Source organism: Methanolobus sp. ZRKC5 (assembly GCF_038446525.1).
Classification (GTDB): domain Archaea; phylum Halobacteriota; class Methanosarcinia; order Methanosarcinales; family Methanosarcinaceae; genus Methanolobus.
Genome location: NZ_CP151792.1, coordinates 2,865,044 through 2,889,899, shown reverse-complemented (window position 1 = coordinate 2,889,899; position 24,856 = coordinate 2,865,044). Strand labels below are relative to the sequence as shown.

At 41.3% G+C, this 24,856-nt stretch carries 20 protein-coding genes, 1 tRNA gene and 3 pseudogenes; 9 read left to right on the top strand and 15 right to left on the bottom strand.

All coding sequences use genetic code 11. The annotated features are described in order from the left end of the window. The first annotated feature begins 37 nt into the window (after positions 1-37). The 3 genes from WN948_RS14095 to WN948_RS14085 are packed head-to-tail and all read left to right on the top strand — an operon-like array spanning position 38 to position 1,494. Positions 38-313, top strand: a complete 276-nt coding sequence (locus tag WN948_RS14095; protein ID WP_342304812.1) for a hypothetical protein — start codon at positions 38-40, stop codon at positions 311-313. Beyond that, a complete protein-coding gene (locus tag WN948_RS14090; protein WP_342304811.1) occupies positions 310-516 on the top strand; it encodes a hypothetical protein in 207 nt (68 codons plus the stop codon). The genes WN948_RS14095 and WN948_RS14090 overlap by 4 nt, the downstream gene beginning before the upstream one ends. A gap of 9 nt (positions 517-525) precedes the next feature. Then, positions 526-1,494: a GNAT family N-acetyltransferase gene (locus tag WN948_RS14085; protein WP_342304810.1), complete on the top strand. Its 969-nt coding sequence runs from the start codon at positions 526-528 to the stop codon at positions 1,492-1,494. A 98-nt stretch (positions 1,495-1,592) separates the two neighbouring features. On the opposite strand, the gene WN948_RS14080 is transcribed toward WN948_RS14085, so the two are convergent. The 6 genes from WN948_RS14080 to WN948_RS14055 all read right to left on the bottom strand — a co-directional run bounded on the left by WN948_RS14080 (position 1,593) and on the right by WN948_RS14055 (position 9,320). Next, positions 1,593-3,083, bottom strand: coding sequence for a class I SAM-dependent DNA methyltransferase (locus tag WN948_RS14080; protein WP_342304809.1), 1,491 nt, complete (start codon positions 3,081-3,083; stop codon positions 1,593-1,595). 83 nt (positions 3,084-3,166) lie between these two features. Next, entirely contained in the window at positions 3,167-4,681 is a 1,515-nt protein-coding gene (locus tag WN948_RS14075; RefSeq protein WP_342304808.1) for a restriction endonuclease subunit S, read from the bottom strand. A gap of 33 nt (positions 4,682-4,714) precedes the next feature. After that, positions 4,715-7,471 (bottom strand): DEAD/DEAH box helicase family protein, encoded by a 2,757-nt coding sequence (locus WN948_RS14070; RefSeq protein ID WP_342304807.1) that lies wholly within the window; start codon positions 7,469-7,471, stop codon positions 4,715-4,717. 514 nt (positions 7,472-7,985) lie between these two features. After that, positions 7,986-8,062: transfer RNA gene (locus tag WN948_RS14065), tRNA-Val, on the bottom strand. Between the two features lie 262 nt (positions 8,063-8,324). Beyond that, positions 8,325-8,948 carry an NAD(P)H-dependent oxidoreductase gene (locus tag WN948_RS14060; RefSeq protein ID WP_342304806.1) on the bottom strand — a complete coding sequence of 208 codons (624 nt, stop codon included), beginning with the start codon at positions 8,946-8,948 and terminating at the stop codon, positions 8,325-8,327. Positions 8,949-9,017: 69 nt separating this feature from the next. Continuing rightward, positions 9,018-9,320 carry a Dabb family protein gene (locus tag WN948_RS14055; protein ID WP_342304805.1) on the bottom strand — a complete coding sequence of 101 codons (303 nt, stop codon included), beginning with the start codon at positions 9,318-9,320 and terminating at the stop codon, positions 9,018-9,020. Positions 9,321-9,448: 128 nt separating this feature from the next. On the opposite strand from WN948_RS14055, the gene WN948_RS14050 reads away from it, so the two are divergent. The 3 genes from WN948_RS14050 to WN948_RS14040 are packed head-to-tail and all read left to right on the top strand — an operon-like array spanning position 9,449 to position 11,895. After that, entirely contained in the window at positions 9,449-10,072 is a 624-nt protein-coding gene (locus tag WN948_RS14050) for a magnesium transporter (protein ID WP_342304803.1), read from the top strand. After that, positions 10,069-10,626: a magnesium transporter gene (locus WN948_RS14045; RefSeq protein ID WP_342304802.1), complete on the top strand. Its 558-nt coding sequence runs from the start codon at positions 10,069-10,071 to the stop codon at positions 10,624-10,626. The genes WN948_RS14050 and WN948_RS14045 overlap by 4 nt, the downstream gene beginning before the upstream one ends. 57 nt (positions 10,627-10,683) lie before the next feature. Then, entirely contained in the window at positions 10,684-11,895 is a 1,212-nt protein-coding gene (locus WN948_RS14040; RefSeq protein WP_342304801.1) for a TrkA C-terminal domain-containing protein, read from the top strand. 56 nt (positions 11,896-11,951) lie between these two features. Here WN948_RS14040 and rpiA read toward each other — a convergent pair whose 3' ends face one another. The 7 genes and pseudogenes from rpiA to WN948_RS14005 form a co-directional block, all read right to left on the bottom strand. After that, positions 11,952-12,644 (bottom strand): ribose 5-phosphate isomerase A, encoded by a 693-nt coding sequence (gene rpiA / locus WN948_RS14035; RefSeq protein WP_342304800.1) that lies wholly within the window; start codon positions 12,642-12,644, stop codon positions 11,952-11,954. A gap of 26 nt (positions 12,645-12,670) precedes the next feature. Continuing rightward, the gene (gene aspS / locus WN948_RS14030) at positions 12,671-14,002 is read right to left on the bottom strand and encodes an aspartate--tRNA(Asn) ligase (protein WP_342304799.1); all 1,332 of its coding nucleotides are present in this window, start codon (positions 14,000-14,002) and stop codon (positions 12,671-12,673) included. Positions 14,003-14,128: 126 nt separating this feature from the next. Then, the gene (gene gatD / locus WN948_RS14025; protein ID WP_342304798.1) at positions 14,129-15,415 is read right to left on the bottom strand and encodes a Glu-tRNA(Gln) amidotransferase subunit GatD; all 1,287 of its coding nucleotides are present in this window, start codon (positions 15,413-15,415) and stop codon (positions 14,129-14,131) included. A gap of 25 nt (positions 15,416-15,440) precedes the next feature. Beyond that, positions 15,441-16,925, bottom strand: a complete 1,485-nt coding sequence (gene argH, locus WN948_RS14020; RefSeq protein ID WP_342304797.1) for an argininosuccinate lyase — start codon at positions 16,923-16,925, stop codon at positions 15,441-15,443. Positions 16,926-17,087: 162 nt separating this feature from the next. Next, a pseudogene (locus tag WN948_RS14015) lies at positions 17,088-17,313 on the bottom strand (ISNCY family transposase); the annotation flags it as partial. Between the two features lie 156 nt (positions 17,314-17,469). Further along, a pseudogene (locus tag WN948_RS14010) lies at positions 17,470-18,144 on the bottom strand (transporter substrate-binding domain-containing protein); the annotation flags it as partial. Between the two features lie 297 nt (positions 18,145-18,441). Continuing rightward, positions 18,442-18,682 (bottom strand): annotated as a pseudogene (locus WN948_RS14005) (ISNCY family transposase); the annotation flags it as partial. 106 nt (positions 18,683-18,788) lie between these two features. Here WN948_RS14005 and WN948_RS14000 point away from each other — a divergent pair. Both WN948_RS14000 and budA read left to right on the top strand, forming a co-directional pair. Then, positions 18,789-19,262, top strand: a complete 474-nt coding sequence (locus WN948_RS14000) for a chemotaxis protein CheW (protein ID WP_342304796.1) — start codon at positions 18,789-18,791, stop codon at positions 19,260-19,262. Between the two features lie 248 nt (positions 19,263-19,510). Then, positions 19,511-20,353 carry an acetolactate decarboxylase gene (gene budA, locus WN948_RS13995; RefSeq protein WP_342304795.1) on the top strand — a complete coding sequence of 281 codons (843 nt, stop codon included), beginning with the start codon at positions 19,511-19,513 and terminating at the stop codon, positions 20,351-20,353. Here the strand turns inward: budA and WN948_RS13990 are convergent. Then, the gene (locus WN948_RS13990) at positions 20,293-22,203 is read right to left on the bottom strand and encodes a PAS domain-containing sensor histidine kinase (protein WP_342304794.1); all 1,911 of its coding nucleotides are present in this window, start codon (positions 22,201-22,203) and stop codon (positions 20,293-20,295) included. The genes budA and WN948_RS13990 overlap by 61 nt on opposite strands. A 221-nt stretch (positions 22,204-22,424) precedes the next feature. Between WN948_RS13990 and WN948_RS13985 the strand changes: the two genes are divergently transcribed. Then, the gene (locus tag WN948_RS13985) at positions 22,425-23,582 is read left to right on the top strand and encodes an LL-diaminopimelate aminotransferase (RefSeq protein ID WP_342304793.1); all 1,158 of its coding nucleotides are present in this window, start codon (positions 22,425-22,427) and stop codon (positions 23,580-23,582) included. A 153-nt stretch (positions 23,583-23,735) separates the two neighbouring features. Here WN948_RS13985 and aroC read toward each other — a convergent pair whose 3' ends face one another. Next, positions 23,736-24,833 carry a chorismate synthase gene (gene aroC, locus WN948_RS13980; RefSeq protein ID WP_342304792.1) on the bottom strand — a complete coding sequence of 366 codons (1,098 nt, stop codon included), beginning with the start codon at positions 24,831-24,833 and terminating at the stop codon, positions 23,736-23,738. Between the last annotated feature and the right edge of the window lie 23 nt (positions 24,834-24,856).

Here is a 24,856-nt window from a genome sequence, read left to right as displayed (position 1 = left end):
ACATAGCATAATCAAAAGAAAAGAGGAGCGAGGTATAATGTCTGAAACAAGTGATAATACAACTGTAATTCGTAAAAATATTGATCGTGCACAATTAATGGATATATCTTCCTGGCTAGTGGAATCTCTTCGAATGAGGCTGGATGTTGCCAGGTTCAAAGTACGTGACGGAGACAATGTGAAACTGCAATATGTTCGAGCACTGGTTCAGGCTATACAGGCACATAACTCAGTCCTGAAGGACCAGGAACTGGAAGAAATCAAGGTAAGATTGGATGTGCTCGAATCAGCAGGACAGGATGGTAGTACATGACTTTTGCAGATATCAAAAAAAGGATGGGAGCAATCGAACAGAAACATAGTCGAGGAAAATTCAAAGCATTTGTGAATATTGACCATGAGCTGGATGAAGAAATAGAACAGTACAAGCAGGAGCATCCACACCATAAAATTGTAATCATCAATGTAGTTGCTCCAAATGACAAAGATGACGACATTTACGATAAAGGGGAGTAAGTGATTAACATGGAAGAGGGGAATATTTTATTTGCAGGGGAAAAAATATACGGCAGAAGCAACAAACATTTTTTAAGAAACTTAATATGTAAAATTAAGGATATAGCGGAGGCCGGATTCAATGAAAATCATCGTTTGAACCCAGAATTAAACTTAGATTTTGTCATGAATATGGATGAACCGAGTATGAAGTTTTCTATGGAATATTCAAACTACGGTCAGTATCCAAATGAATCAATAAAGAAAACTGGTTTAAAAGTTCAGAATGATATAATCAATCACTTAGAGGCATCGCATGCATTAAATCCTTATTTTTGTTACCATATATCTCCCAATTGGCATTTATCGTCTTGCTTATTTTTCGATTTACATATTGAACCATACAAAGGTTATTTTATATGTCCGGTTTGTGGTGAAGAAGTTGAAAACTGTAAAGAGAATAGCGTGGTTTCTACACTTTTATGCGGAAAGAATATTGTCATGTGTCCCAATAAAAATGATCATATGACATATTTTGTGGAGGACGTTATTAATAAAGCGTTTCAAAGTGAAGAATATTTTATTATTTCAGAAAGTATAGCCGTTCATAGGATCGATTTGAATAAAAATCAAATGTTACTAGGCCAGCTTAATGTTATAGCAAAAACAGAAGATACGTCATTTCGAAAACTAGACCTCCATGTAAAAAATGCCGAATTATATATAATTACAGATGAAAAAATACCTGCTGGATATATCTTTTGGAATGATTTCAATGATAAAAAAAGATGTTTGAGGCAAATATTCATAAGAAAAGAATTCAGAAAAGGTGGCCTGGGAACACAGTTAATTGAGAAAACATTTGAAATTGAATCTGAAAATACTAAGTTTGTTATTGAATCCCCAAATGAAATAACATCCAAAATATTATTGAATTTGGGGTATATAAAAGAAGAGGGAAATATGCATGTTGGCGTTCGCTGCAGTTTTTGTAATTGACCACGTTGGAAAGCAGTTCATTTGTAATTATAAAATACTGACCATATACTTACATCAAACTGGACTAGAAATCATGCAGGTTCATCTGCATGACTTTTTCATTCCCCATTTGAATTAATGGTCTCCATGATTTCCTTGAAACTTTCCAGTGATGCTTCGATGTTCTCTATTATCTCATTTGCAAGCACATCTGGATCTGGCAGGTTATCCAAGTCTGCAAGGCTCTTGTCCTTGAGCCAGAATATATCCAGATTGGTCTTGTCCCTTGCAATGATTTCATCGTAGCTGAACTTGCGGAACCTTCCCTCTGGGGTGTCCTCGCTCCAGCTTTCAACACGCTTGTGGCGGTCCTTCGGATTATAGCACTGGATGAAATCTTCAAGGTCTGAGAACTTCAGCGGACTCTTTTTCAGCGTGTGATGGACATTGGTACGGTAGTCATATATCCAGACCTCCTTTGTCCAAGGGTCTTTAGCTGCTTCCTTTGCTTCGAAGAATAAGACGTTAGCCTTCACTCCATGGGCGTAGAATATGCCAGTTGGAAGGCGCAGTATGGTGTGCAGGTCGGTGGTCTCAAGGAGTTTCTTGCGTATGGTCTCCCCGGCTCCACCCTCGAACAGTACGTTGTCCGGCAATACAACTGCTGCCTGGCCACCGGTTTTGAGGATGGTGTGGATGTGCTGCACAAAGTTGAGTTGTTTGTTGCTGGTGGTGACCCAAAAGTCCTGACGGTTGTAGGTCAGATCCTCTTTTTCCAGTCCTCCTTCTTCGTTGGTGAAGGTCATGCTGCTCTTTTTACCAAAGGGTGGATTGGTGAAGATGTAATCATAGCGCTCCCCTGAATCGGCTATGAGTGCATCGGAATTGGATATCATGGGCTGCCCGTCAATCTCTCCGATGTTATGCAGGAAGAGGTTCATCAGTGCCAACCTTCGTGTTCCGGCTACTATCTCGTTGCCTCCAAAGGTCTTGTTCTTCAAAAACCTGCTCTGCTCCCGATCCAGTTGCTCATGTGATGTAAGGAAATCATAGGCTGCCAAAAAGAACCCGCCTGTACCACAGCAGGGGTCACCTATTGTCTTCATGGGCTGCGGTTGCAGACACTCCACCATGGTCTTGATGAGAGGGCGGGGTGTGAAATACTGCCCGGCTCCACTTTTTGTATCCTCTGCATTCTTCTGCAAGAGTCCTTCGTATATCTCGCCCTTGGTGTCAACACCCATCATGACCCAGCTTTCCTTGTCGATCATATCGATGACCTTGTACAGCATTGCAGGGTCGCTTATCTTGTTCTGGGCCTTGAGGAAAACTTGCCCGAGCATCCCCGGCTTCTTGCCAAGCTCCTCCAGCAGGTTCTTGTAATGGGTGTCAAGCTCAGCACCCCGCTTCTGCTTCAAGACATCCCATGTATATTCTTCAGGGATTCCAATATCCCGGCCATAAGGAGGCTTCCTGTACTCCTCTGCCATCTTCAGGAATATGAGAAAAGTCAGCTGTTCCAGATAGTCACCATAGCTCACTCCCCCGTCACGCAGTACATGACAGAAGCTCCACACTTTGGATACGATGGATGATGTATTTTCAGACATTTTTTGGACCCTTGATAATAAACTGATATATTTGATGCTTTTTCGCAAAGTCGATAGTTAATGGATGTAATTAATTTGCTCGTTTACTTCCCACTTTCTGCTTTCTCAGTCTTCACTCTCTCCAACAAAAGATTAGCCGGTTCCCAATCAGGCGCATTCCTCACTTCCTCCAACTCCCTCTCATTGAGCAGTTTCCCCTCAAACGCCCTTTTCAAGATACTCTGCCTAAGAGCCTCGGCCTTTTCCAGATTCTCCGCAATGTCCTGTTCCATTTTATCGCAGACCGAAAGGCGCGTTTCGATTTCACTGACGATGGCTTGTTGCTCGGGGAGGAGGCAGAAAGGGAAAGGTAGATTTGAAAGTACTGTAAGATTTATTGAAGCAAGATTGACTGTTTGTTTTGCATTTTTAAAGAAATATCTCTTGGCTGTTTGTGTTTGTGAAAAATAGCCGATGTATGCAGATACAAGGTTTTTTGAATATGGTCTTGCACGAAAAACATGATTTTGATGGATACAATCTTCGATTTGTTCTTTCCAGATGGTTCCTCTTCCAAGTTTGTCTTTGTCTCCACCTTCAGTGTATAATATATCTCCTTTAATTAGGCGATATTTCTCTAAATCTCCTTCCAAAACATCAATATATTTTATTTCAGAAAGGTCTAAATAGCCATCTTGAACGTTTGCAACCCTCAAATAAGGCAAAGATATTTTTTTCTTCCCTTCTAACTTTCGACCTTTAGTCACTCCACCTCTGAGATTGCATAATTCCTGTAATTTGACCCATTTCCACCCAACTGGAATCTTGGGTAAATCTACAATCTCTTCTTCATTGAGTTTTACTACAGATTTCATTCTTCTGTTTGTAGATTTTATACTTTCTTCCCTCTCCCTTCGAATCTCCTCCAGTAGCTCACATGCACTTGGCAAACCCACCTGCTGCTCCCGCCATTTTCTTGTAAGATCTCCCACAAACGCCTTCTTCAGCACTGCCTGCCTGTACACCTTGAGCTGCTCCTGTGCCAGTTTGAGATTGGCGATGCCATTGTCCAGTTCGCTGAAGAGAAGCTCGATTTTGGAGACTATGGCTCGTTGTTCGGGGAGAGAGGCAATGATAATTTCCATTTCTTCTATTTTTTTAGAAGAGATATTAGGTTGTGCTCCTCCATAAGCATCCTTCTCAATTCTTCGCTTTAGACTGTGTAATTGATAAAAAAGAAAGGATTTGTACAATAAGTTATTATCAATCAATTTGAAATTGCCTACACGCTGGTTTTGATATGCTTTAACTTTATCCTTAAAAATTCCAAACTTCCCAGTGGTTGCACCAGACATCGCTATTAAAATGTCTCCATTTTCAATCAGGTAGTCTTCATATTCAGATTTAGGGTGTACATTAACTGCACTTTTACAAGTAGCAGAAGCCTCTTTTATATCTGAAATCCTGATAACAGGAACTCCTTCTGTTTTGTATTCTGAACTTTTGAATGCAAAACCATTTTTGAGTTTGCAGATATCACCTAATTTCACTTTTTCCCATCCTTTTTTTTCTTGATAGGGATTGGTTTTTTCAGATGTCAAAATTACTTTTGTTTCCATAATAATCGTTTATTACAACTCTTTATTCCATCTTCACGCCGCCAATGCTTCATTCATTTCGCTGATAATCCCTTTCATCTCATTGCCAAAAAGCTGGTACATCATGCCACGTCCACCCATTGCATCGAAGGGTGTGTAATCCAGATCGTCTATTTCCAGATGGAAACTATTGGTAACGTAATCCTTTATCATGCGCAGCCAGTTCATCTGGTCTTCATTGAACTTCAGGGTTCCGGCCTGTTTGCTGAAAACCCATTCCTGGAAGTTGCGGTTCACGGTCAGGTCGTAGGCTGAGAGGATGGGGTCTATCTCGGTGACCCTGCGGATAAGGGATACCAGAGCTGTAAGCTCGCTTTTTGGGGATTTTCCATTAACTTTTTCAAGCTGCTCGAAAGCCTTCCAGACCCTCTGGGGTGCAAAATAGGGTTTTTCCATCTTCAGCTTATCCAGCAGCTCTTTTATCATGGTAAAGGTGACATCCCTGCGCTGGTAGGGCTGGTTGTAGAATATACTGAGTGCTGTTATCTCATCCCTGTTGGCTTCAAGATAGGCTTTGAAGTCAATGATAAGTTCATCCGCTTTTGCCACAGCATCCTTATCCCATTCGGCTGTTGTCACACTGTCGATGTTCACCGTATCAATGATCTGCTCATGCTCCCTGCGTACATTCTCGATATAATCATTCAGTTTTCCGTTAAATGTTGACCTTGCAACATCTATCAATTCCTGTTGTGCATGTTTCTGTGCCACGTCTAAGGTCATTTGGGGTTGCTGCTGCTTAATACCGGCAGCTGTGGCATCTATGATATCAGGATTGTAGGCACTGAACAGGTCTCTGATAGCCACAGTGATATCCTTTCCACCAGATTTTTCAGCAAATGTCTCTCTCTCTTCATCGCTGATTTGCTTGTTCAGTCTTGCCAGCCTGCTTGCAAGTGAAATGTAAAGGTCTTCGTCCTGAGCACCAAAGGTCACAGCTGCCAGCAGGTCTTTTAAAGCAATGCCTTTCTTGCGCTCCAGCGGTCTGCTATCGGTCTTCAGGGACTTAGTGACTCCCACAGCATCCACTACCACAAAATGAGTCTTAGCCGAAACCGCCGAAGGTGTCACTTTCTTCAGGTCATCGAATCCCATTGTCCGGGTTCCACGTCCTTTCATCTGCTCGAAATAGTTCTTGCTCTTCACATCCCTCATGAACAATAAGCATTCCAGCGGCTTAACATCCGTACCTGTGGCTATCATATCCACCGTCACAGCAATTCTTGGATTGTAATCATTACGGAACTGCGACAGCACAGACTTCGGATCTTCTTCAACCTTGTAGGTAACCTTCTTGCAGAAATCATTACCTTCCCCGAACTCTTCTCGGACGGTCTGGATAATATCATCCGCATGGCTATCGGTCTTGGCAAAGATCAGTGTTTTTGGAACCTCTTCCCTTCCCGAGAATATTTCAGGCAGCTTATCCCTGAAAGTCCGTATAATATTTCTTATCTGGCTGAGGTTAACCACATCCCTGTCCAGTTGCTTACCATTATATTTGAAGTCCTCATCCAGTTGTTGCCATCTTTTCCTGCGGGTCAGTTTCTCCCGCCTGTCTACGAATTCCTTTGCGTCGATCTTTGCTCCGTTCTTTGTGATCTCCGTTTCAATAGTGTAAACATCATATCCAACATTCACACCATCAGCCACCGCTTCCTCATGACCGTACTCGCTCACAACATTCTCATTGAAAAAACCAAAAGTCCGTTTATCCGGGGTGGCTGTCAGACCTATCAAAAAAGAATCGAAATAATCAATTACCTGCTGCCACAGGTTGTATATGGAACGATGGCACTCATCAACCACGATAAAATCAAATTCTTCAATAGGAATTTTCTCATTATAGACTACAGGAAGAGGTTCCTTTGGCTGCCATTTCTTCTCGGCAGGATTCTCAATTTCAGATTCTTCATCCAGTTCCTCATCTTTAAGAATGGAATACAGACGCTGGATAGTGGAAATGCATACCTGGCTGTCCGAAGAAATAAATTTTGAACGCAAGCGCTGCACATTGTACAACTCAGTGAATTTGCGATTATCATCATTTGGCAAATAAGCCATAAATTCCTGCTCTGCCTGCTCGCCAAGGTTTCTGGTATCAACAAGGAACAGTATTTTCTTAGCATCCGCATACTTTAGCAAGCGGTAAATGAAAGTAATAGCAGTATAGGTTTTCCCGGAACCTGTGGCCATCTGGACCAAAGCCCTTGGATGATTATCCTTGAAAGAATTCTCGAGGTTGTTAATTGCCATAATCTGACAATCGCGTAATCCTTCAATTCTTAACTCCGGTATTGAAAGCAGCCTTTCCCTTAAAGAATGTCCTTTTTTGAGATATTCTCTGAATGTTTCAGGTCGATGAAATGAAAAAACAGACCTTGACCTTGGCTTAGGGTCACGGTAATCTGTGAATCTCGTCACTCCCCCCGTGCTCTCATATACAAAAGGCAGGGGATCATTATTCAGGTACTTCAGCTTGCTCGCTGCATATTCAGAAGATTGCCCTTCAACGGCAGTCAAATGATGGCCTTCTTCCTCTCTTTTTGCTTCTATGATTCCAACAGGTGATTTTTCTACAAAAAGCACATAATCAGCCGGTCCCACATCGGTCCAGTATTCTTTGATAGCAATGCCTGAGGATTCATTCCAATTGATTTTATCTCTTTCTTGCACTGCCCAGCCAGAGGAATTAAGTTTTCTATCGATGATATCTCTGGCCTTCTGCTCTGGACTCTGATTGGTACTCATATGATTTTATCCACTGTGTTTATCTAATGTGTGTTATTTTTCGTGGGGTTATGCAGGGCCAGTAAATTGATGGTGATTAATGCATATTAGCTCACTAATATTTTTCAATGGCATATAATATTTTCTTATTTTGTGTAGATATTGATGATTTTTGGAATCATAATCAATCACTGGTTATATAAATATTATATAACAACCTCTTATTAAGAAGGTAATAGTTAATGAAATCCATAGGTAAATCCAAAATCACAAGGCTCAGCCCTAAAAAGAATATTACATATCCATTGATCAGATTGCCACAATCATACACAGATTTAATTGGTGAAACTGCCCACATATTCAAAACCGAATGCAATGGCAAGACTTTGTTTATTATATCATTAGATGAAGAATTCGATGGTGAACTGCAAGTTGTACAACCCAGTAGTAACTCAGACCTTGAATTAAGAGTAGAATCACTAGAAAAACAGCTATCACTATTACAAGAATCAATATCAGTAAAAAGAGATTTTATTGGTGGGCCCGATGAGATTCGAACTCATGATCCTCGCCGTGTAAAGGCGATGTCATAACCAGCTAGACCACGGGCCCACATTGTTTGCGAATAAAGTTGTTCGGTGACGGTTTCGCCCTCGAGCAACTCCTTAATGTAACTAGTTGTATATAACCTTTATTGATGGAAACGGGAAAAATGAACTAAAACTTTTGTTTCTGCCCTTTTTAGCTAAGATAACAGGCATGCAGACTACTAGTATCCTAAAAATTTACCAGTCATTTCAGTGATTTCACTCCTGCTAATTGCAACTTTATCCATAATGCATTCGTATATGAGAGTTACTTTTCCCAGGTATTCTCATGACATTCCTCCGTTTAAACAAATATCATCTTGCGGGAAATTAATGTTTACCATATTTTCCACCTCAGCAAGCCACTCCTGTCGCTCTTCCGCGGAACTGCCCGCAATAGTCCTAAAAATCCTGCGATGAAAATTAGTGACCCCGCAGAAATCAAAAACACAGTCCTTCCATATCCTCTCCAGCGGATCGCCAAAAACGGTGTTCTCCCTTTCCTCTAGTGTATTAGAAGTATTGAATACGACAGCAGCCTTTGCTTTCAGAAGACCGATGGGGAGACCCGAGCCATCATCATCCTCTGCAAACGTGTATGCTATCTTTTCTCTTAGTACACGATCCACCCATCCTTTCAGCATGGCCGGAGGCTGCCCCCACCAGTTTGGATGGATGATAACAATTCCATCAGCCTCCCTGATCTCAGAACAATGTGATTGAACAAGTGGATCATCTGATTGGTCAGTTACCAACTCCTTACCCTGGAGAAGTGGATTGAAACCTTCCTTATGCAAATCATGGAAACAACCATCATGTCCGTTAGAATCCAGAGTACTAACTACAGTATTTGCAATAGCATGATTGAAGCTCCCTTCATAAGGATGACCGAGTATAACAGAAACCTTCATGCACATCCACCTTTCCAATGGCACCTATTTATCCATACATATATCTCAAAAATGAAAGTTTGAAGGAACTCAATCCAGATAGTCCACAACAACCCTGCCCTCATTGATCTTGCCAACAAATTCGGCAACCTTCAGGTGCTCAGGATGGTCCTGGTAAATCTTAAATGCCTCCTCATTTTTAAACTCGGAATAAAGAACAACATCGTAAGCAACAGCCGAAGAATTGATATTAATTCCCACCTCGATCATCCCAATCTCAGGTATCGAATTCTTGAGAGTCTCAAGCATTTCCTTCATGAACAGAGCATTCTTGATATTGGTATTTCCTTCAGCCTGCTCCTTTAATTTCCACATAACAATATGTTTTAGCATGATATTTTCCTCTTTTCTACAAATGTTGACATGTCTTATGTCTTTTATGTTTCACCATGAAGGATACGATATCCTGAAAAAGAGTGCTGATATGTATTTAAATACTAACAAAGTGAAATAGGGCAATAATGCCTTACGATTCAAGTGACGAAGACGAAGACTACGAGATAGAACTCGTCGAGGAGTACATTGGTGATTACGGTAGTATCCGGTCCATTGTACGTGAGGCTTTACCATTTGAACTCATGGCAACCATTGGAGGAGTTATTTCAGGACTTATTTTATCAGGCATGAGCAATGAGCTGGAACTAATACCAGGATTAATAGTCATCACACCCGCTGTACTTGGCATGAGAGGGAACATATCCTGCACACTGGGATCACGTCTTGGAAGTGCCATACACATGGGCCTTATCACAAAGATAGACCGCAATCCTGAACTTATAAACAATGTTTCAGGATCCCTCTTATTGAGTCTGACGATGTCTTTTATACTTGGAATAGTAGGTCATCTTATAACCGTGGGCCTTGGCCTGCAAAGTGCAGGAGCATTCACCTTGACATTGATCGCTGTCATAGCCGGAGTATCTTCAGGGCTCATCCTTGCATTCGTTGCGGTCCTGCTTGCACTTGGTATGTTCCGCTTCGGATTTGACCCGGATAACGTGGTAACTCCTGCTATTGCCACCATTGGTGACATCGTATCCATGATAATGCTCTTTCTGGCTGCAAAGGTGGTGCTTATGATATGAGCTACTATACAGTCAAAGGAATATTGGCCAGAGGCTTCCCCATTCTTCTGCTCACATCGGTCATAGGCATATTCGCAGGCCAGATACTCAATATTGAAATTGAGAAACTGATCTCCATGCCCATCATACTTGTGCTCATACCTGCACTGATCAAGATTGGGGGAGATACAGGAAGCATGCTCGGTGCAAGACTGTCATCATCCTTTCACATGGGTCTTGGAAGTCATCTTCGAAGAAACCCGGTTGTCCGCAACAGTGTTCTTGCAGCCCTTATAGTAGGGCTTAGTGCCTGCTTCTTTGTGGGTATAGTAGTATGGATCACAGGAACAATTCTTGGAATTGGACTTCCATTCATAACACTCATGGCCCTGTGCCTTATAGCCGGCTCATTTGAGCTACTGGCTGTCTTTTCAGCCACCATCACAATCGCATTTGCATCTCACAGGTTTGGGGTGGACCCCGATGACACAGTAATTCCACTTATCGCCACCCTTGGCGACCTTATAGGTGTCATCGGAATATTCGTAACCATACATATCCTGAACATAATCTAAAATATAATATAATTTAAAGCCAAATACAGATTAAGAATAAATGAACGGTAGAAATCTATGAGTCCCAAGGAAATAAAGTATATTCCACGCAATCTCAAAGACCTTTTAACAGAGATGAAGGATACATCCGAACTCATGGTAGACCTTGCGTATTCAGCTATGGTCTATGATGACGAGGATATTGCAGAAGAAGTGATCCGTCTTGAAGAAAAGATGGATACACTTGATTACCACATGAAAATAGCAGCCATGCTCAGTACAAGACGTGTTGAAGAGGCAGAAGAGATGTCCGGTGTGCTTCAGGTGGCTCGTGCATCTGAAAACATATCCAATGCAGCCGGCGACATTGCCAAAATCGTTCTAATGGACATGGGTATCCCCAGGGAACTAAATCTTGCAATGAGGGAAGCTGACGAAACTATTGCCAGGGCAACTGTAGGTGAAGACTCGGTAATTGCAGGTCGAAATCTGGAAGATATTGAATTCGATACTGAAGCCGGAATGTGGATAATCGCCATTCGCAGAAATGATGAATGGATATATGATCCGAGTCATCATACCCGCATAAGACCTGATGATGTGCTTTTTGCACGTGGTCATGATGAAGGTGTTCCTCTTTTTATTGAACTTGTAACAAATCTCAAGTATGTACCAAGGGAAATGCAGCATGAGAGATTCCTGATAGATCTTGAGAAAGCTGTTGATATTATTGTGGAAATGAAGAACATGGGTGAACTTTCCGTAGGACTTGCCTATTCTGCCCTGTTATTCGACAATGAAGACATTGCGCATGAAGTAAAAGCTCTTGAATCCGAAATGGACTCCATGAAGCATGAGCTCCAGCACTGGGTACTCGAAACTGCAAAACATGTTCCTGATGTGAACATTCTTCGTGGACTCCTGCAGCTTGCAAATTCTGCTGAAGCAATCTCAGATGCCGCTTACACCATCGCAGATACAGTTCTCAGAGATATCGATCTGCACCCAATAATAACCATAGCTGTCAGAGAATCCGACGAGGTTATCACCAAACTGATTGTTCAGGACTGCTCACCAATTGTCGAGAAGACATTTGGTCAGTTAAAGCTTGAAACTGAAACTGGTGTACATGTGATGGCAATTAAAAGAGGGGAAAGGTGGGTTTACAGACCTAACAAAAGAACAGTTGTCCAGTCAGGTGATATACTCGTAGCCAGGGGTTCACGCACAGGAGAAGAAGCATTGTTTGAAATGTGTGCCTGTCCACTTGACGATAAAAATAATTCCTGATCGAATCGATCAGGATATCCATTTAATTATGTAAAAACTAATTTTCTGTTTTGTTTTTACTTCAGTATGGTGACTGAACCATCTTTATTGCCAATATAGACCTCGTCAGTATTGGTAAAGATGCCATGCTCTACAATGCCAGTGATCTGCGAAAGAACAGTAGACATAGCAATTGGATCCTCAATTACACCAAAGCTTGCATCGATTATGAAATTTCCATTATCGGATATAACCGGACCATCTTTTCTTGATGCAAGACGCAGCACCGGGTCTCCTCCGATTTTCCTTATCTCTTTTGATACAAATTCTTTTGCATAAGGAAGCACTTCCAGTGGAACATAGTGATTCAATTGTTCACTTACCTTTGAATCGTCAGCAACTATCACAAAGCGCTTTGCAGAATGTGAAACGACCTTCTCACGTGTGTGTGCAGCACCACCGCCCTTGATAACATTCAAGGCACCATCAACCTGATCAGCACCATCGATAGCTACATCGAGCTCTGGATGCTCAGCAAGTGATGTCAGGGTAATACCTGCTTCAATAGCAAGCATTTCTGACTGGTATGATGTTACAACTGCAATGATGTCAAGTCCACCGGCAACACGCCTTCCAAGCTCGGCTATTGTGTATGCGGTGGTCGAGCCGGTACCAAGACCGACGACCATACCATCTTTGACAAGGTCAGCAGCTGCAAATCCTGCAGCCTTCTTTTCCGGACTTTCTCCGACTGGATTTCTTTCTTTCATGAAATATTCATCCTGTGGATATATTATTATGGAGAAAGTCTTCGCCTGTCTCTTGGGAAGAGTACGACATCACGGATGTTCTCAACACCAAGCATGGTCATGACAAGCCTTTCACATCCAATACCCCATCCTGCGTGTGGAGGCATACCGTACCTGAAAGCCTTAAGATAGAACTCGAATCCTTCTGGGTCAAGACCCTGTGACTCAATTCTGCTTATGAGAAGCTCAGGAATGTGTATACGCTGTGCACCGGATGAGAGTTCCATTGTCCTGTGCATCATGTCAAATCCCTTTGAAAGAAGTGGATTGTCCTCATAAGGCATTGCGTAGAACGGCTTTATCTCGGTTGGCCAGTCAATGATAAAGTAGTGTGATTCACCGGTTTCCTTGAAAACATACTCACCAATGGTATGTTCTGCAGCAGTACCAAGGTCATCTCCCCAGTTGAGCATCTCGTCAGTGTTTGCATTGACGATTTCGATAGCCTCATCATAGGTAACTCTCTTGAAAGGAAGTGCTGGTACCTTTAGCTCGACACCAATAGATGTGAGTGAATCGGATGCATTCTCAATTACCTGCTCATATACGTAAGCTACCATCTCTTCAAGGATTTCCATTACATCAAAGTGATCACAGAAGCTTGCTTCTATATCAATTGATGTTGCTTCGTTAAGGTGCCTGCGGGTGTCGTGTTCCTCTGCCCTGAAAATAGGACCAATCTCAAATACCCTGTCAAGCCCACCAGACATAAGGATCTGTTTGAAGAGTTGAGGACTCTGGTTGAGGAAAGCTTCCCTGTCAAAATATGTGATCGGGAAAAGGGATGTTCCACCTTCTGTTGCTGTTGCCACGACTTTTGGACTGGAAGTTTCAATGAACCCGGTATCTGTGAGGAAACCTCTGACAGCCCGAAGTACTTCATGTCTTATTCTGAAGATAGCTGTGGTCCTTTCCCTTCTAAGGTCGATGAACCTTGAATCAAGACGAGTGTCAAGTTCAGCTTCAACCTTTCCGGTTGTATCCATTGGAAGTGGTGACTCAGCCTCGTTGAGAACTGTTATCTCATCAGGAATGACCTCGTATCCATTTGGAGCCTTTCCTTCCGGTTTAACGCTACCTGTAATAGATACTACTGATTCTCTGACAAGTTTCCTTGCCTGGTCCAGAAGTTCCGGATCAGTCTTCTTTTTCACCAGTGTGATCTGGGCCCTTCCTTCACGGTCCCTGAGCACAACAAAACAAATTCCACCGAGGTCACGTACCTCATGTACCCATCCGGCGACAGTGACCTTCTGGTCACCCAATTCCTCCGGGTTGATCTGTGACGTATAATGCGTTCTAAGAGCTGCTAATGACATATAATTCACCTGATTTAACTAATATTATTATAATAACTGATTTGCTTCAATAGCTAATTTATGCGTTATAAACCTAATTACTAAAAATTATAGTGATTTGCTCCCGTCAGGAACAAATATTAAGATTCAATCACAGCTTCTTTCATTTATCTCGGACCTGATATTATCTTTCAACATATCCATTGCAGTGTCATAACTATCTGACTGCCCAAGTACCCACATCATCTTGACAAGAGCGACTTCAGGTAGCATATCCTCACCTTCGATGACACCGGCTTTCAATATGTCCCTGCCTGTATCATAGACTCTGTCACATATCCGACCATTAAGGCACTGGGAAGTGATTATAACAGGAATCTGTTGTGATGTGGCTCTCTCTAACTGTGGTACCCAGTCAGTTGATACATGCCCAAGTCCCGTACCTTCAATAACTATGCCTTTGTAACCTGCATCAATGAAGTAGGCCAGTATATCAGGGCTTGCACCCGGAGTGAATTTCACAAGGGCACATTTGGATTCAAGAGAATCACTGATTGCCAGTTCCTTTTCATCTCTTTTAACGTAAGGAAGTGACGTAAGAATTTCTCCTGTGGAATAGTCCACATAGCCGATAGGCTCGGAGTTGATCGACCTAAATGCATCCCTTCTGGATGTGTGCATCTTGCGTACCTTGGTTGCACGATGAATTGAACATTTGTCGTCTGATGCTTCACTGTGCATGACAACTGTAACCTCGGCAATGTCACTTACAGCAACCTTTGCAGCACAAATTGCATTCATAGCATTGTCACTGCTTGGCCTGTCAGCACTTCTCTGTGAACCTACAAACACAATTGGCACTGGGGTGTCAATCATGAATGACAATGCTGCGGCAGAATACATCATGGTGTCAGTGCCGTGGGCTATTATTATACCATTAGCACCGCCTTTTATCTCTTCCACAACAGCCCTTGAAAGTTCCTGCCAGTACTCAGCCTTCATGTTCTCAGAAAGAATATTGTAGATAGCCTTTCCACTGAAATTTGCGATTTCGGTAAGTTCAGGAATAGCCTGCAAAATATCATCTGCCGAGAACTGTGAGGTCACAGCACCAGTCCTGTAATCTATTTTGCTGGCAATGGTTCCACCCGTAGACAGGATAGACACTTTCGGAAGAGTGGATTTTCCCTTTGTTTCTATCTCCGTTTTTTGAGCTGGTTTAACGGAAACTTCCATATCCTCTTTTAGCTGGATCACGGAAACAGTAGCACCTCGTGGGTCAATACCAGCATTGTAACCACTGACCATCTTGATCACAATATGTCCGGTGGTGCTGGGCATTGCTATACCTTCATACTCAACACCATCTTTCTCAACCTTTACTCGGTCGCCCTCTTCAAATGTTCTGCTATGCAACATACAATTCTTTGACATGATATCCCTTCAATAATAACGATAATTATTTTCCCTGCTGATCAATACATTCCTGCGCTGCTGCAAATAATCGGCTAAGAGAATTCTCAATCCTTATGTTCAACTCAGCTATTGCAAACTTTTCTTCTTCAAGAGTGTCTTCACGTGCAGCGATTGCCCTGCTGATCTCATCTGGAGCTGGCCCACCAGTCACGTTCCTCTTATTAATATTCAGTATTGGATCAAGAGCTTCTGTGATCATCTCTGCAGTCAGACCTCTGGAACTTAGACTTCCACCAAGAACATCCTGTGCGACTTCATCAATCTCGGCAAGAGAAGGATTTCCGTCACCCTTTGCAAGAACTCCGACTATCTGATGTGCGGTCCTGAATGGAATTCCAGCAGCCCTTACCATTGTGTCAGCTAATTCCGTAGCTGTTGTGAACCCTGTACTTGATTGTGCTGCCATAACCTCAACATTCACCTTCATGGTCCCGATCATTCCTGCCATGATACGAACAGCACTTCGAGTCGTTTCAACTGAACGCCATGCATTTGGAGTGGCTTCCTGAAGGTCTCGGTTATAGCTTAATGGAAGACCTTTGCAAATGGTCAAAAGTGTCATGAGAGAGCCCACAGCAACACCTGACTTACCTCGCATGAGTTCGGCAGTATCCGGATTTTTCTTCTGGGGCATAATTGATGATGTAGAAGCATACATATCATCCAATTCTATGAAATTGAATTCTGTACTGGACCATATAACGATCTCCTCTGCCATCTTACTGAGATTTATCATGATATTGGCCATCACAGAAGCGGATTCTATTAGAAAATCACGGCTGCTCACAGCATCCATTGAGTTTTCAATAATTCCCCCAAAACCAAGGAGAGAACAAGTCCTTTCCCTGTTCAGATCAAAGCCAGTTGATGCAAAAGCTGCTGCTCCAAGAGGACTTTTATTTACCCTTGAAAATGCATCTGAAACACGGGCTGTATCCCTTGACAGAGCATCAGAGTGTGCGATTAGATGATGAGCCAATGTTGTTGGTTGTGCATGTTGCAGGTGTGTAAAACCCGGCATAAGAGTATTGATGTTATCTGCAGCTTTATCGATAAGAGAAGCACGCAATGCAACCAGTTCTTCCATAAGAGAAAGCAACTCATCCCTTAATCTGATCCTTATACAAGTTGCAACTTCATCATTGCGGGAACGACCAGAATGCATTCTGCCACCTACCTCTTCACCGACCATGTCAATAAGTCTGGCCTCAAGTGAGATATGAATATCTTCATAACTATAATCAAGAGCCTCTATTCCCTCACCTTTTATCTTAAAAAGACCCTGAAGAATAGCACTGCAATCTTCTTCTTTGATAATTCCCTGCTCTTTTAACATGATGCTATGTGCCATATCCACCAGAACATCAGCCTCAAATATCCATTTGTCAGCTGCCATTGAAGATGTAAAATCCATTATATCCTTGTCAGGAGTGGAAGACAGGCGCCCTCTGCGTAAAATATCGCTCATATGAACCTCAATAACTTTATCTCTTTAGTAGTAAAAATAACCTTGATTTGCAGCGTGGTATTGGTCTAAATACTTAAATAAGAATCGGTTTTTGAAAGTTGCCGAATTGAGATTATCAAATTAGCTCATAAATCCTCCCATTCTAATTTGACGATATTTCCTTCACACATAATTTGCAAATGAATTCGTTTCTTTCACCTCATTTTGCAAATTTGTAGTTACAATCAATTGATATGCTATAAAATTCATAATCGAACACAGTTTTTTGCTTCGATTTTTCATTCCCCCTAATGTCAAATTTAACTGTCCATTTTATGTTCTTGTGCACTCTTTCAAATTCTCCCCTGTGTGAATATTCTTCATCAAATCCATCATTTCAGATGTACTTTTCTTCTGTCTGTTCGATTTCATCTCTCTTTTTCTGGATAGTTTTGCGAAGGATCAGATTTATTGTTAGAAAAATGACTGCCAATACGGTAATTATTTTTAGAATTATTATAATGCTGCTTGGGATCACATTTGATGTGAGAGTTGGGAACCATTTGTCATACGTAGTGTAGTAAAAAGAGTTTTTATCCTCTTTCATGACCTCCAGATGCTTTCCAATGGTCGATAGCACTTCCTGATCATTTCCTTTTAAAGCAACTGCATGTATCTTGATAGGTGGCGATTCTATAGGTGTGCCCACTATCTCATATTCTGCTGACATAGCATTACCTGAAATCCTAGAAAGTAATACTGCAGTTGCAGCCTCCGCATCCATAATTTCCAATGAGCTGCTGATCGATTGAGCCTCTATCAGCTCATACTCGAGTTCGTACATTTCAGCATGTTCTTTAAACCATGTCGTGGTTTGCTCACCTGTGATCCCTATTATTGTCGTTCCTTCAAGGTCTGTTATGGAATGGATCTTCGTATCACTTCTTATGAAGACCTGTGCCCAATCATTGATGAATGGTTCAGATGCGTAATCGTATTTTTTATCCCTTTCTTCTGTGTAGACCATTGTCATTATCAGGTCTATCTCGCCACTTTCAAGATTCTCGATACATTCTGACCACGTACTTGGTACATATTCTATCTCCCAATCTTCTTTTTCGGAGATGTATTCAATAATATCTACGTTGAATCCTTTTACAACTCCATCTTCCACGAATGTAATTGGGTTATATTCTTCAATTCCTATTTTGATTGTTTCTTCTGCTGCAAGAGCAGGCATGCTAGCGATGGTAATTAACAATAGTGTAAAGATACACATTGCCCCTATCCTGTGTGCTTTGATCATATTATCAATGATCCTATCTCGATGTGACATACCTTTCTATCCCCTAATATCTTATTTCCAATTGAAATTGTCATGGTCGAATCCGTCCTAAATTGTATTATTGCAACTTATGAATCTTTATTTATATATTTTTTTATCTTTAAATAATTAGCTTATAAATCCTCCCATTCTAATTTGATGATATTTTCTTCACACATAATTTGCAAATGAGTTCGTTTCTTTCACCCCATTTTACAAATTTGTAGTTACAAGCAATTGATATGCTATAAAATTCATAATCGAACACAGTTTTTTGCTTCGATTTTTCATCCCCTAATATCAAATTTAACTGTCCATTTTGTGTTCATGTGCACTCTTTCACATTATCCCCTGTGTGAATATCCGTCATCAAATTCATCACTTCGATGTTTTTGTTTCGTAAGTGCATACCAATTTGTTTTTCTCTACCATTTTCATAAAGGAAACGAAGTTTCACCTAAGAGAATCTATTTATACTATTTACAATATAATAGTAGTTTAGATATTTATGTGCAGTGTGTTGTGCGCTAATACAGTTCCGTATTCATTGAGGTAAAAAAATGGCGAATGTGAATGAAACATTTCAGGATAATATTGACGAGGACCTCCATCAACTTGTAGTTTTTAGTCTGGGTTTGGAAGAATTTGGTGTGGACATAATGCAGGTACAGGAAATAATCCGAATGCCTGAAATTACAAGGATTCCAAGGTCTCCTGATTACGTAAAAGGAGTGATCAATCTTAGAGGTAAGATAATAGTTGTCATGGATCTTGACAAACGCTTTGGAATGTCTCAAAAAGATATGACTGATGAGTCCCGTGTTGTTGTTGTGGACATAGAGGGCACTGTCATCGGACTGGTTGTAGATTCTGTCAGTGAAGTCATACGTCTGCAGGGATCGAACATTGACCAGACACCTGAGATCATCACACAGAAGATAAATGCAGAATACCTGAAAGGTGTTGGCAAACTAGAAGACAGATTACTCATCCTTCTTGACCTTGAGAATATCCTAAGCGAAACTGCAATGTAAGCATATTCAATATTCTTATTTTTTGATTTTTAAGGGCTAACAATTAAAAGACGCCTGAAGCCTTTGTTTTTCTTTACTTTGCTTTTTGTCAGACCTTCTGTATGTACACACACAAATGGCAAAGAGCTCATTCATAGTTCATTTATGCAGCATACATGAAAGACAAATAGCTAAAGCTGTACGTTCTAAATATAATAAATAAATATATAATAAGTAAATAACTGAAACAATAAAAAAGAGGGAAGAAAATGAAAAAAAGAAACTTTTATCTTATCACTCTGCTTGTTATCCTTTCAATCTTAGCAGGAGGGTGCGTCAGTGAAAACACCGAAAGCATAGACTCCGTAGATAAGAGCATAGCTACCGCCAATCAAGTATTGAATGCCGAAACCGACATAATATACCAGTTTTCCATAATAGATGCTCTCCTTGAAGGTGTTTATGACGGTGAGATCAGCTGCGGGGAACTGAAAAGTAAAGGTGACTTCGGACTCGGAACATTTGACAACCTTGACGGGGAAATGCTGGAACTTGATGGCATAATCTATCAGGTCAAAGCAGATGGCCAGATATATGAAGTCGAAGATTCCGTAACATCACCATTTGCAGCTGTCACTTTCTTTGAGACTGACATCGAAAATATAATAGATGAACAAATGAACAGCCAGCAGTTGGCAGAACACATTACAGCACTTCTTCCAAGTCAGAATGTAATGTATGCTGTAAAGATAACAGGCAAATTCGACTACATGAAAACACGTAGTGTAGCAGGACAGGAAAAACCTTATCCCAGACTTGTTGAAGTAACCAAGGATCAGTCTGTTTTTGAGTTTAATGATACTGAAGGTACAATAGTCGGATATTGGATGCCTGAATATGTTGACGGCATAAATGTACCGGGTTACCACCTGCACTTCATCACACAGGACAGGACAGGAGGCGGACATATACTGGACTATACAATTAGTTCAGGAACTGTAGAAATAGACAGTACAGATAATTTCTACCTGGAGCTACCAACAAACAATAATTATCTTAGCAAAGGTCTTTCACAGGATATAGAAGGTGAACTGGAAGAAGCTGAAAATTGATTTTGCCTTAAGGGGACACGTACATGGACTTTTGTCCCTTTCCCTTCTTCACTTTCTATCCATATTTTTCCATCGTGGTTTTCTACGATCACTTTACTTATGTAAAGCCCAAGACCATTACCACCGTAATTCCTGGTTGATGAACTATCTATCTGATAGAATTTCTGGAACAGATTTTGAAGATCCTTTTCAGAAATACCAATGCCGGTATCTTCTATTATCACATGGACTTCTTTGTCCTCTTTAAATGCCGAGAGATGGATTGTCCCATGGTCGGATGTGAATTTTATTGCGTTATCCACCAAACTGGTGAATACCTGAGGAAGATATGTCCTGTCAGCATCAATTAAACATGTTTCGAAATCAACATCTGTGTGAATATGCATGTTTTTCTCTTTGATCGTATCAAAGAAAAGGTTCACAATATTAGTAAGAAGAGAAGAAAGCTCGATTTGCTCAAAATTGTATCTTATAGTCCCGTTCTGGTTAGTACTTACAAAAAGCAGGGAATCAATCAAATTCTGCAGCTTGCCTGATTTTGTCACAACACGCCCTATTGCATCCATTTGCCCATCATTCAGTGAACCGAGAGTACCATCATACAAAAGCTCGCTGAATCCTTTTATGGAAGTAAGCGGTGTGTTAAGTTCATGTCTCAGGTTAGAAAGGAATTCATCCTTGAGCTGGTCAAGAGACTTTAACTCTTCATATGCCCGTTCTAGTTCACTTGTTGACTGCTTTAAGGCCTCTTCTGTTTCCTTGCGCTCGGTAATGTCACGTATGTGGCTTACCGCCATTATTACATCACCTTTTGTATCATAGACAGGGAATATACGGAAATCCCTCACTTTGTTGTCAACTGAGTCAATATGCTCGAATTCTTTCATGTTGCCTGTTGAGAAAACATCCTTTACAGGACAGGGGTCACAAGGCATCAGATTATGAGTAAAACAATCATACATCTGCGGATGTGATCCTTCATTCTGCGGAGGAGATATCATGTCACTTTTCCAATTACTGGTAACTATCTTCATTTCTCTGTCCACAACAACAATAAGATCCTGCAAGGCATTGAAAGTACTTGTTAGAAGTTCTTTCTGGTTTTGTAATTCTTCTTCTGAATTCTTGTTTGAGGTTATATCAGCAATAAGACCAATACCACCATCGATAATATTGTCCTTTGACCTCAAAGGAACATAGTAAGATTTCAGATATATATCCCTGCCCGATATTCGTGCAGAGTATTCATTTTCATAAAATGGACATGAAGACTCTAAATATCCGGCAAAAAGCTGATTTAAACGGTCATCATTTACAAACTCAAAAATCTCTGCACCTACAACATCGTTTTTTGAAACTCCAAAGATGTTGAGAAAACTTCTGTTGCAATGACTTATGGTTCCATTTTGATCCATAAATATTCCAAGGGGAGAAACATCGAATATCATCCTGTATCTTTTCTCAGAATTAAGAAGAGCCTCTTCTACATGTTTTTTTTCTATAACTTTACAGAGACGTGATGTAATTACATCCAGCAACCGTTGCTCATCTTCCAGGAATGGGCCAATATCATGCAAAGGGCATTCCTCACGGTAAGATACACTAAGAAAACCATGTTTATTGCCATGAACTATAATATTGCTGGACAAGGATTGTTTGTTCTTTTCAAACATGCCTGTTTGGTATAGTTCCCCATCCAGAACTATACACGACTCAGCAAGTTCAGGATAAATAAAAGCTGATGGCAGCCTTTGTATTATACCTTTTAGAAGGGACTTAAGCGGTACATGCAGATCGAACAGATCTGATATACTATAGATACATTCAAGCTCCCTTTCCCTCTTTTTCATAGTGTCCAGTTTTTCTTCGAAAGTAATGATCCACACCACATATTGATTAAAAATATAATATTATAATTTATATTATTAATATTAATAGATTTTGTTTGGACATAACTTTTCAACTGCCCGGAAAAAAATTGCTTATACTATGCTATTAAATAGATAGGAATCCATAAATGAGTTCCATAAATGCCATATGGCACAAAAATGCTTGGATAATAGGTGAATAAATGTATTCTGATAGGATAAACTCATTGCCCCCATATTTGTTTGCAACAATAGACGAGTCTAAGGCAGCTATGAAAGCAAAAGGAGTAGATGTTATAGACCTGGGAGTCGGTGACCCGGATCAGCCAACACCTGCCCATATTGTTGATTCAATGTGCGAAGCAGTACGTAAGCCTGAAACACACAAGTACCCTTCCTACGCAGGAATGCCTGCTTTCAGGAAAGCTGCTGCTGACTGGTGTAAAGAAAGCAGAGGATTGGATTTAGATCCTGCAACTGAAGCCCTTACTTTTATAGGATCAAAAGAAGGTATTGCACATATACCACTTGCTTTTATCAACCCAGGTGATATAGCACTTTGCCCGGACCCCGCATACCCCGTATACAAAATAGGAACAGAATTCGCAGGTGGAGAAGCCCATATTATGCCGCTTCTCGAAGAAAATGACTTCCTGCCTGATCTGGATGCGATTCCAAAGGACAAGCTTGAAAAAGCAAAGTTAATGTTCCTGAACTATCCAAATAACCCAACAGCTGCCGTTGCTGATAAAAAGTTCTTTGAAGAGGTTGTACAGTTTGCACGTGAAAATGAAATCGTGGTCATACATGACAACGCCTACTCTGAAATGACATACGACAATTACAAAGCTCCAAGTTTCTTAAGCGTTGACGGCGCAATGGACGTGGGAATTGAGGTCTACTCCCTTTCCAAGACATATAATATGACAGGATGGAGACTTGCCTTTGCAGTTGGTAACAAACAAATAATATCCGGTATCGGTAAGGTTAAGTCCAATGTGGACTCCGGAGCCTTCGATGCTATCCAGATGGCAGGCATTACCGCGCTTAGCAGCTCCCAGCAATGTGTTTCAGATATGAACCGCATTTACGAACAAAGAAGAGATGCACTGTTAAAAGGACTTCGCGAACTGGGACTTGATGTCAAGCCACCTAAAGCAACATTCTACGTCTGGACACCTGTCCCTGATGGTTATGATTCAGTAGGATTTGCAAAATTGCTGCTTGAGACCGCAGGAATCGTGGCAACACCAGGTGTTGGCTTTGGAACTTACGGTGAAGGTTACATCAGGTTTGCACTTACACGCTCCGTTGAAAGAATCAATGAAGCAGTAGAAAGGATGAGCAAATTAAATATCTGATATTGCTTACCTTTTCTTCTATCTTTTTTTTATTTTTACGCTATCATAATAAATTGTTATTTTCATAACCATAGAGATGGTTCTATGTTATTTATTCAATCAACTGAAACACGTAGTAGTAGAAATATAAAAAAATATGAATTAAGGAAACAGTCATCCTAGCAATGAATCAGGACCTATACGCCCACTCTTTACCATATGGTCCGCAAGCACCAATGCCATCATAGACTCTGCCACAGGCACCATTCTGGGAGGAATTGTCGGGTCATGCCTGCCATGGACTTCAAGGTCGATCTCTTTCATTGCAGCCATATCAACGCTCTTCTGGGTCTTTGAGATAGAAGGTGTCGGTTTTACTGCTATCCTGCAAATTATTGGCATCCCTGTGGATATACCACCTATCATACCACCTGCGTTGTTAGTGCCTGGAACTACCTGGCCATTCTCAAGCACAAATGGATCGTTCATCTGGCTTCCCTTCATATGGGAACATTCAAAACCAGCACCAATTTCCACACCTTTCACAGCACCAATCCCCATCATTGCGCAGGCAATATCAGCATCCAGCTTACCGAATACTGGCTCACCAAGACCTATAGGTACACCCGTAGCTATAATTTCCACAATACCACCAATACTGTCACCTTCAAAACGAGCAATATTCACCTGCTCAAGCATCTTTTCAGCAGCCTCAGGGTCAGCACAGCGGACAACACTATTCTCAACATTCAAGCGTATCTCATCAAAGGAAAGCTGTTTTGCCTTTACACCACCAAGCTCGATAACATGGGCAAATACCTCAATACCTGCCTGAGAAAGAATTTTTTTGGCAACAGCGCCTCCTGCAACCCTGCCAATGGTTTCCCTGCCGGATGACCTTCCGCCACCTCTGTGGTCACGGATACCATATTTCTCAGAATAGAAAAGGTCTGCATGACCCGGACGGGGGATGTTCTTTATGTAATCGTATGCACTGGATTTAGCATTCTTATTCCATACAAGCATGGATACGGGCATTCCCGTTGTAACGCCTTCAATTACGCCGGATAATATTTCAACAGAATCAGATTCTGAGCGAGGTGTGGATACTTCACTCTGCCCCGGCCGGCGGCGGTCGAGGTCTTTTTGAATATCAGTTTCTGATAATTCAAGCCCTGCCGGCACCCCGTCAACAACGACCCCCAGGGCTTTACCATGGGATTCACCCCAGGTAGTTATCTTGAAAGAATGTCCGAATGTATTTCCTGGCATAATCGTATAGAGTTCCTGATAAT

Excerpts from the sequence above, each read along its gene's own strand:
- WN948_RS14095 (WP_342304812.1), top strand. The coding sequence starts at position 38 with ATGTCTGAAACAAGTGATAATACAACTGTAATTCGTAAAAATATTGAT.
- WN948_RS14090 (WP_342304811.1), top strand. The coding sequence starts at position 310 with ATGACTTTTGCAGATATCAAAAAAAGGATGGGAGCAATCGAACAGAAA.
- WN948_RS14085 (WP_342304810.1), top strand. The coding sequence starts at position 526 with ATGGAAGAGGGGAATATTTTATTTGCAGGGGAAAAAATATACGGCAGA.
- WN948_RS14080 (WP_342304809.1), bottom strand. The coding sequence starts at position 3,083 with ATGTCTGAAAATACATCATCCATCGTATCCAAAGTGTGGAGCTTCTGT.
- WN948_RS14075 (WP_342304808.1), bottom strand. The coding sequence starts at position 4,681 with ATGGAAACAAAAGTAATTTTGACATCTGAAAAAACCAATCCCTATCAA.
- WN948_RS14070 (WP_342304807.1), bottom strand. The coding sequence starts at position 7,471 with ATGAGTACCAATCAGAGTCCAGAGCAGAAGGCCAGAGATATCATCGAT.
- WN948_RS14060 (WP_342304806.1), bottom strand. The coding sequence starts at position 8,948 with ATGAAGGTTTCTGTTATACTCGGTCATCCTTATGAAGGGAGCTTCAAT.
- WN948_RS14055 (WP_342304805.1), bottom strand. The coding sequence starts at position 9,320 with ATGCTAAAACATATTGTTATGTGGAAATTAAAGGAGCAGGCTGAAGGA.
- WN948_RS14050 (WP_342304803.1), top strand. The coding sequence starts at position 9,449 with ATGCCTTACGATTCAAGTGACGAAGACGAAGACTACGAGATAGAACTC.
- WN948_RS14045 (WP_342304802.1), top strand. The coding sequence starts at position 10,069 with ATGAGCTACTATACAGTCAAAGGAATATTGGCCAGAGGCTTCCCCATT.
- WN948_RS14040 (WP_342304801.1), top strand. The coding sequence starts at position 10,684 with ATGAGTCCCAAGGAAATAAAGTATATTCCACGCAATCTCAAAGACCTT.
- rpiA (WP_342304800.1), bottom strand. The coding sequence starts at position 12,644 with ATGAAAGAAAGAAATCCAGTCGGAGAAAGTCCGGAAAAGAAGGCTGCA.
- aspS (WP_342304799.1), bottom strand. The coding sequence starts at position 14,002 with ATGTCATTAGCAGCTCTTAGAACGCATTATACGTCACAGATCAACCCG.
- gatD (WP_342304798.1), bottom strand. The coding sequence starts at position 15,415 with ATGTCAAAGAATTGTATGTTGCATAGCAGAACATTTGAAGAGGGCGAC.
- argH (WP_342304797.1), bottom strand. The coding sequence starts at position 16,925 with ATGAGCGATATTTTACGCAGAGGGCGCCTGTCTTCCACTCCTGACAAG.
- WN948_RS14000 (WP_342304796.1), top strand. The coding sequence starts at position 18,789 with ATGGCGAATGTGAATGAAACATTTCAGGATAATATTGACGAGGACCTC.
- budA (WP_342304795.1), top strand. The coding sequence starts at position 19,511 with ATGAAAAAAAGAAACTTTTATCTTATCACTCTGCTTGTTATCCTTTCA.
- WN948_RS13990 (WP_342304794.1), bottom strand. The coding sequence starts at position 22,203 with ATGAAAAAGAGGGAAAGGGAGCTTGAATGTATCTATAGTATATCAGAT.
- WN948_RS13985 (WP_342304793.1), top strand. The coding sequence starts at position 22,425 with ATGTATTCTGATAGGATAAACTCATTGCCCCCATATTTGTTTGCAACA.
- aroC (WP_342304792.1), bottom strand. The coding sequence starts at position 24,833 with ATGCCAGGAAATACATTCGGACATTCTTTCAAGATAACTACCTGGGGT.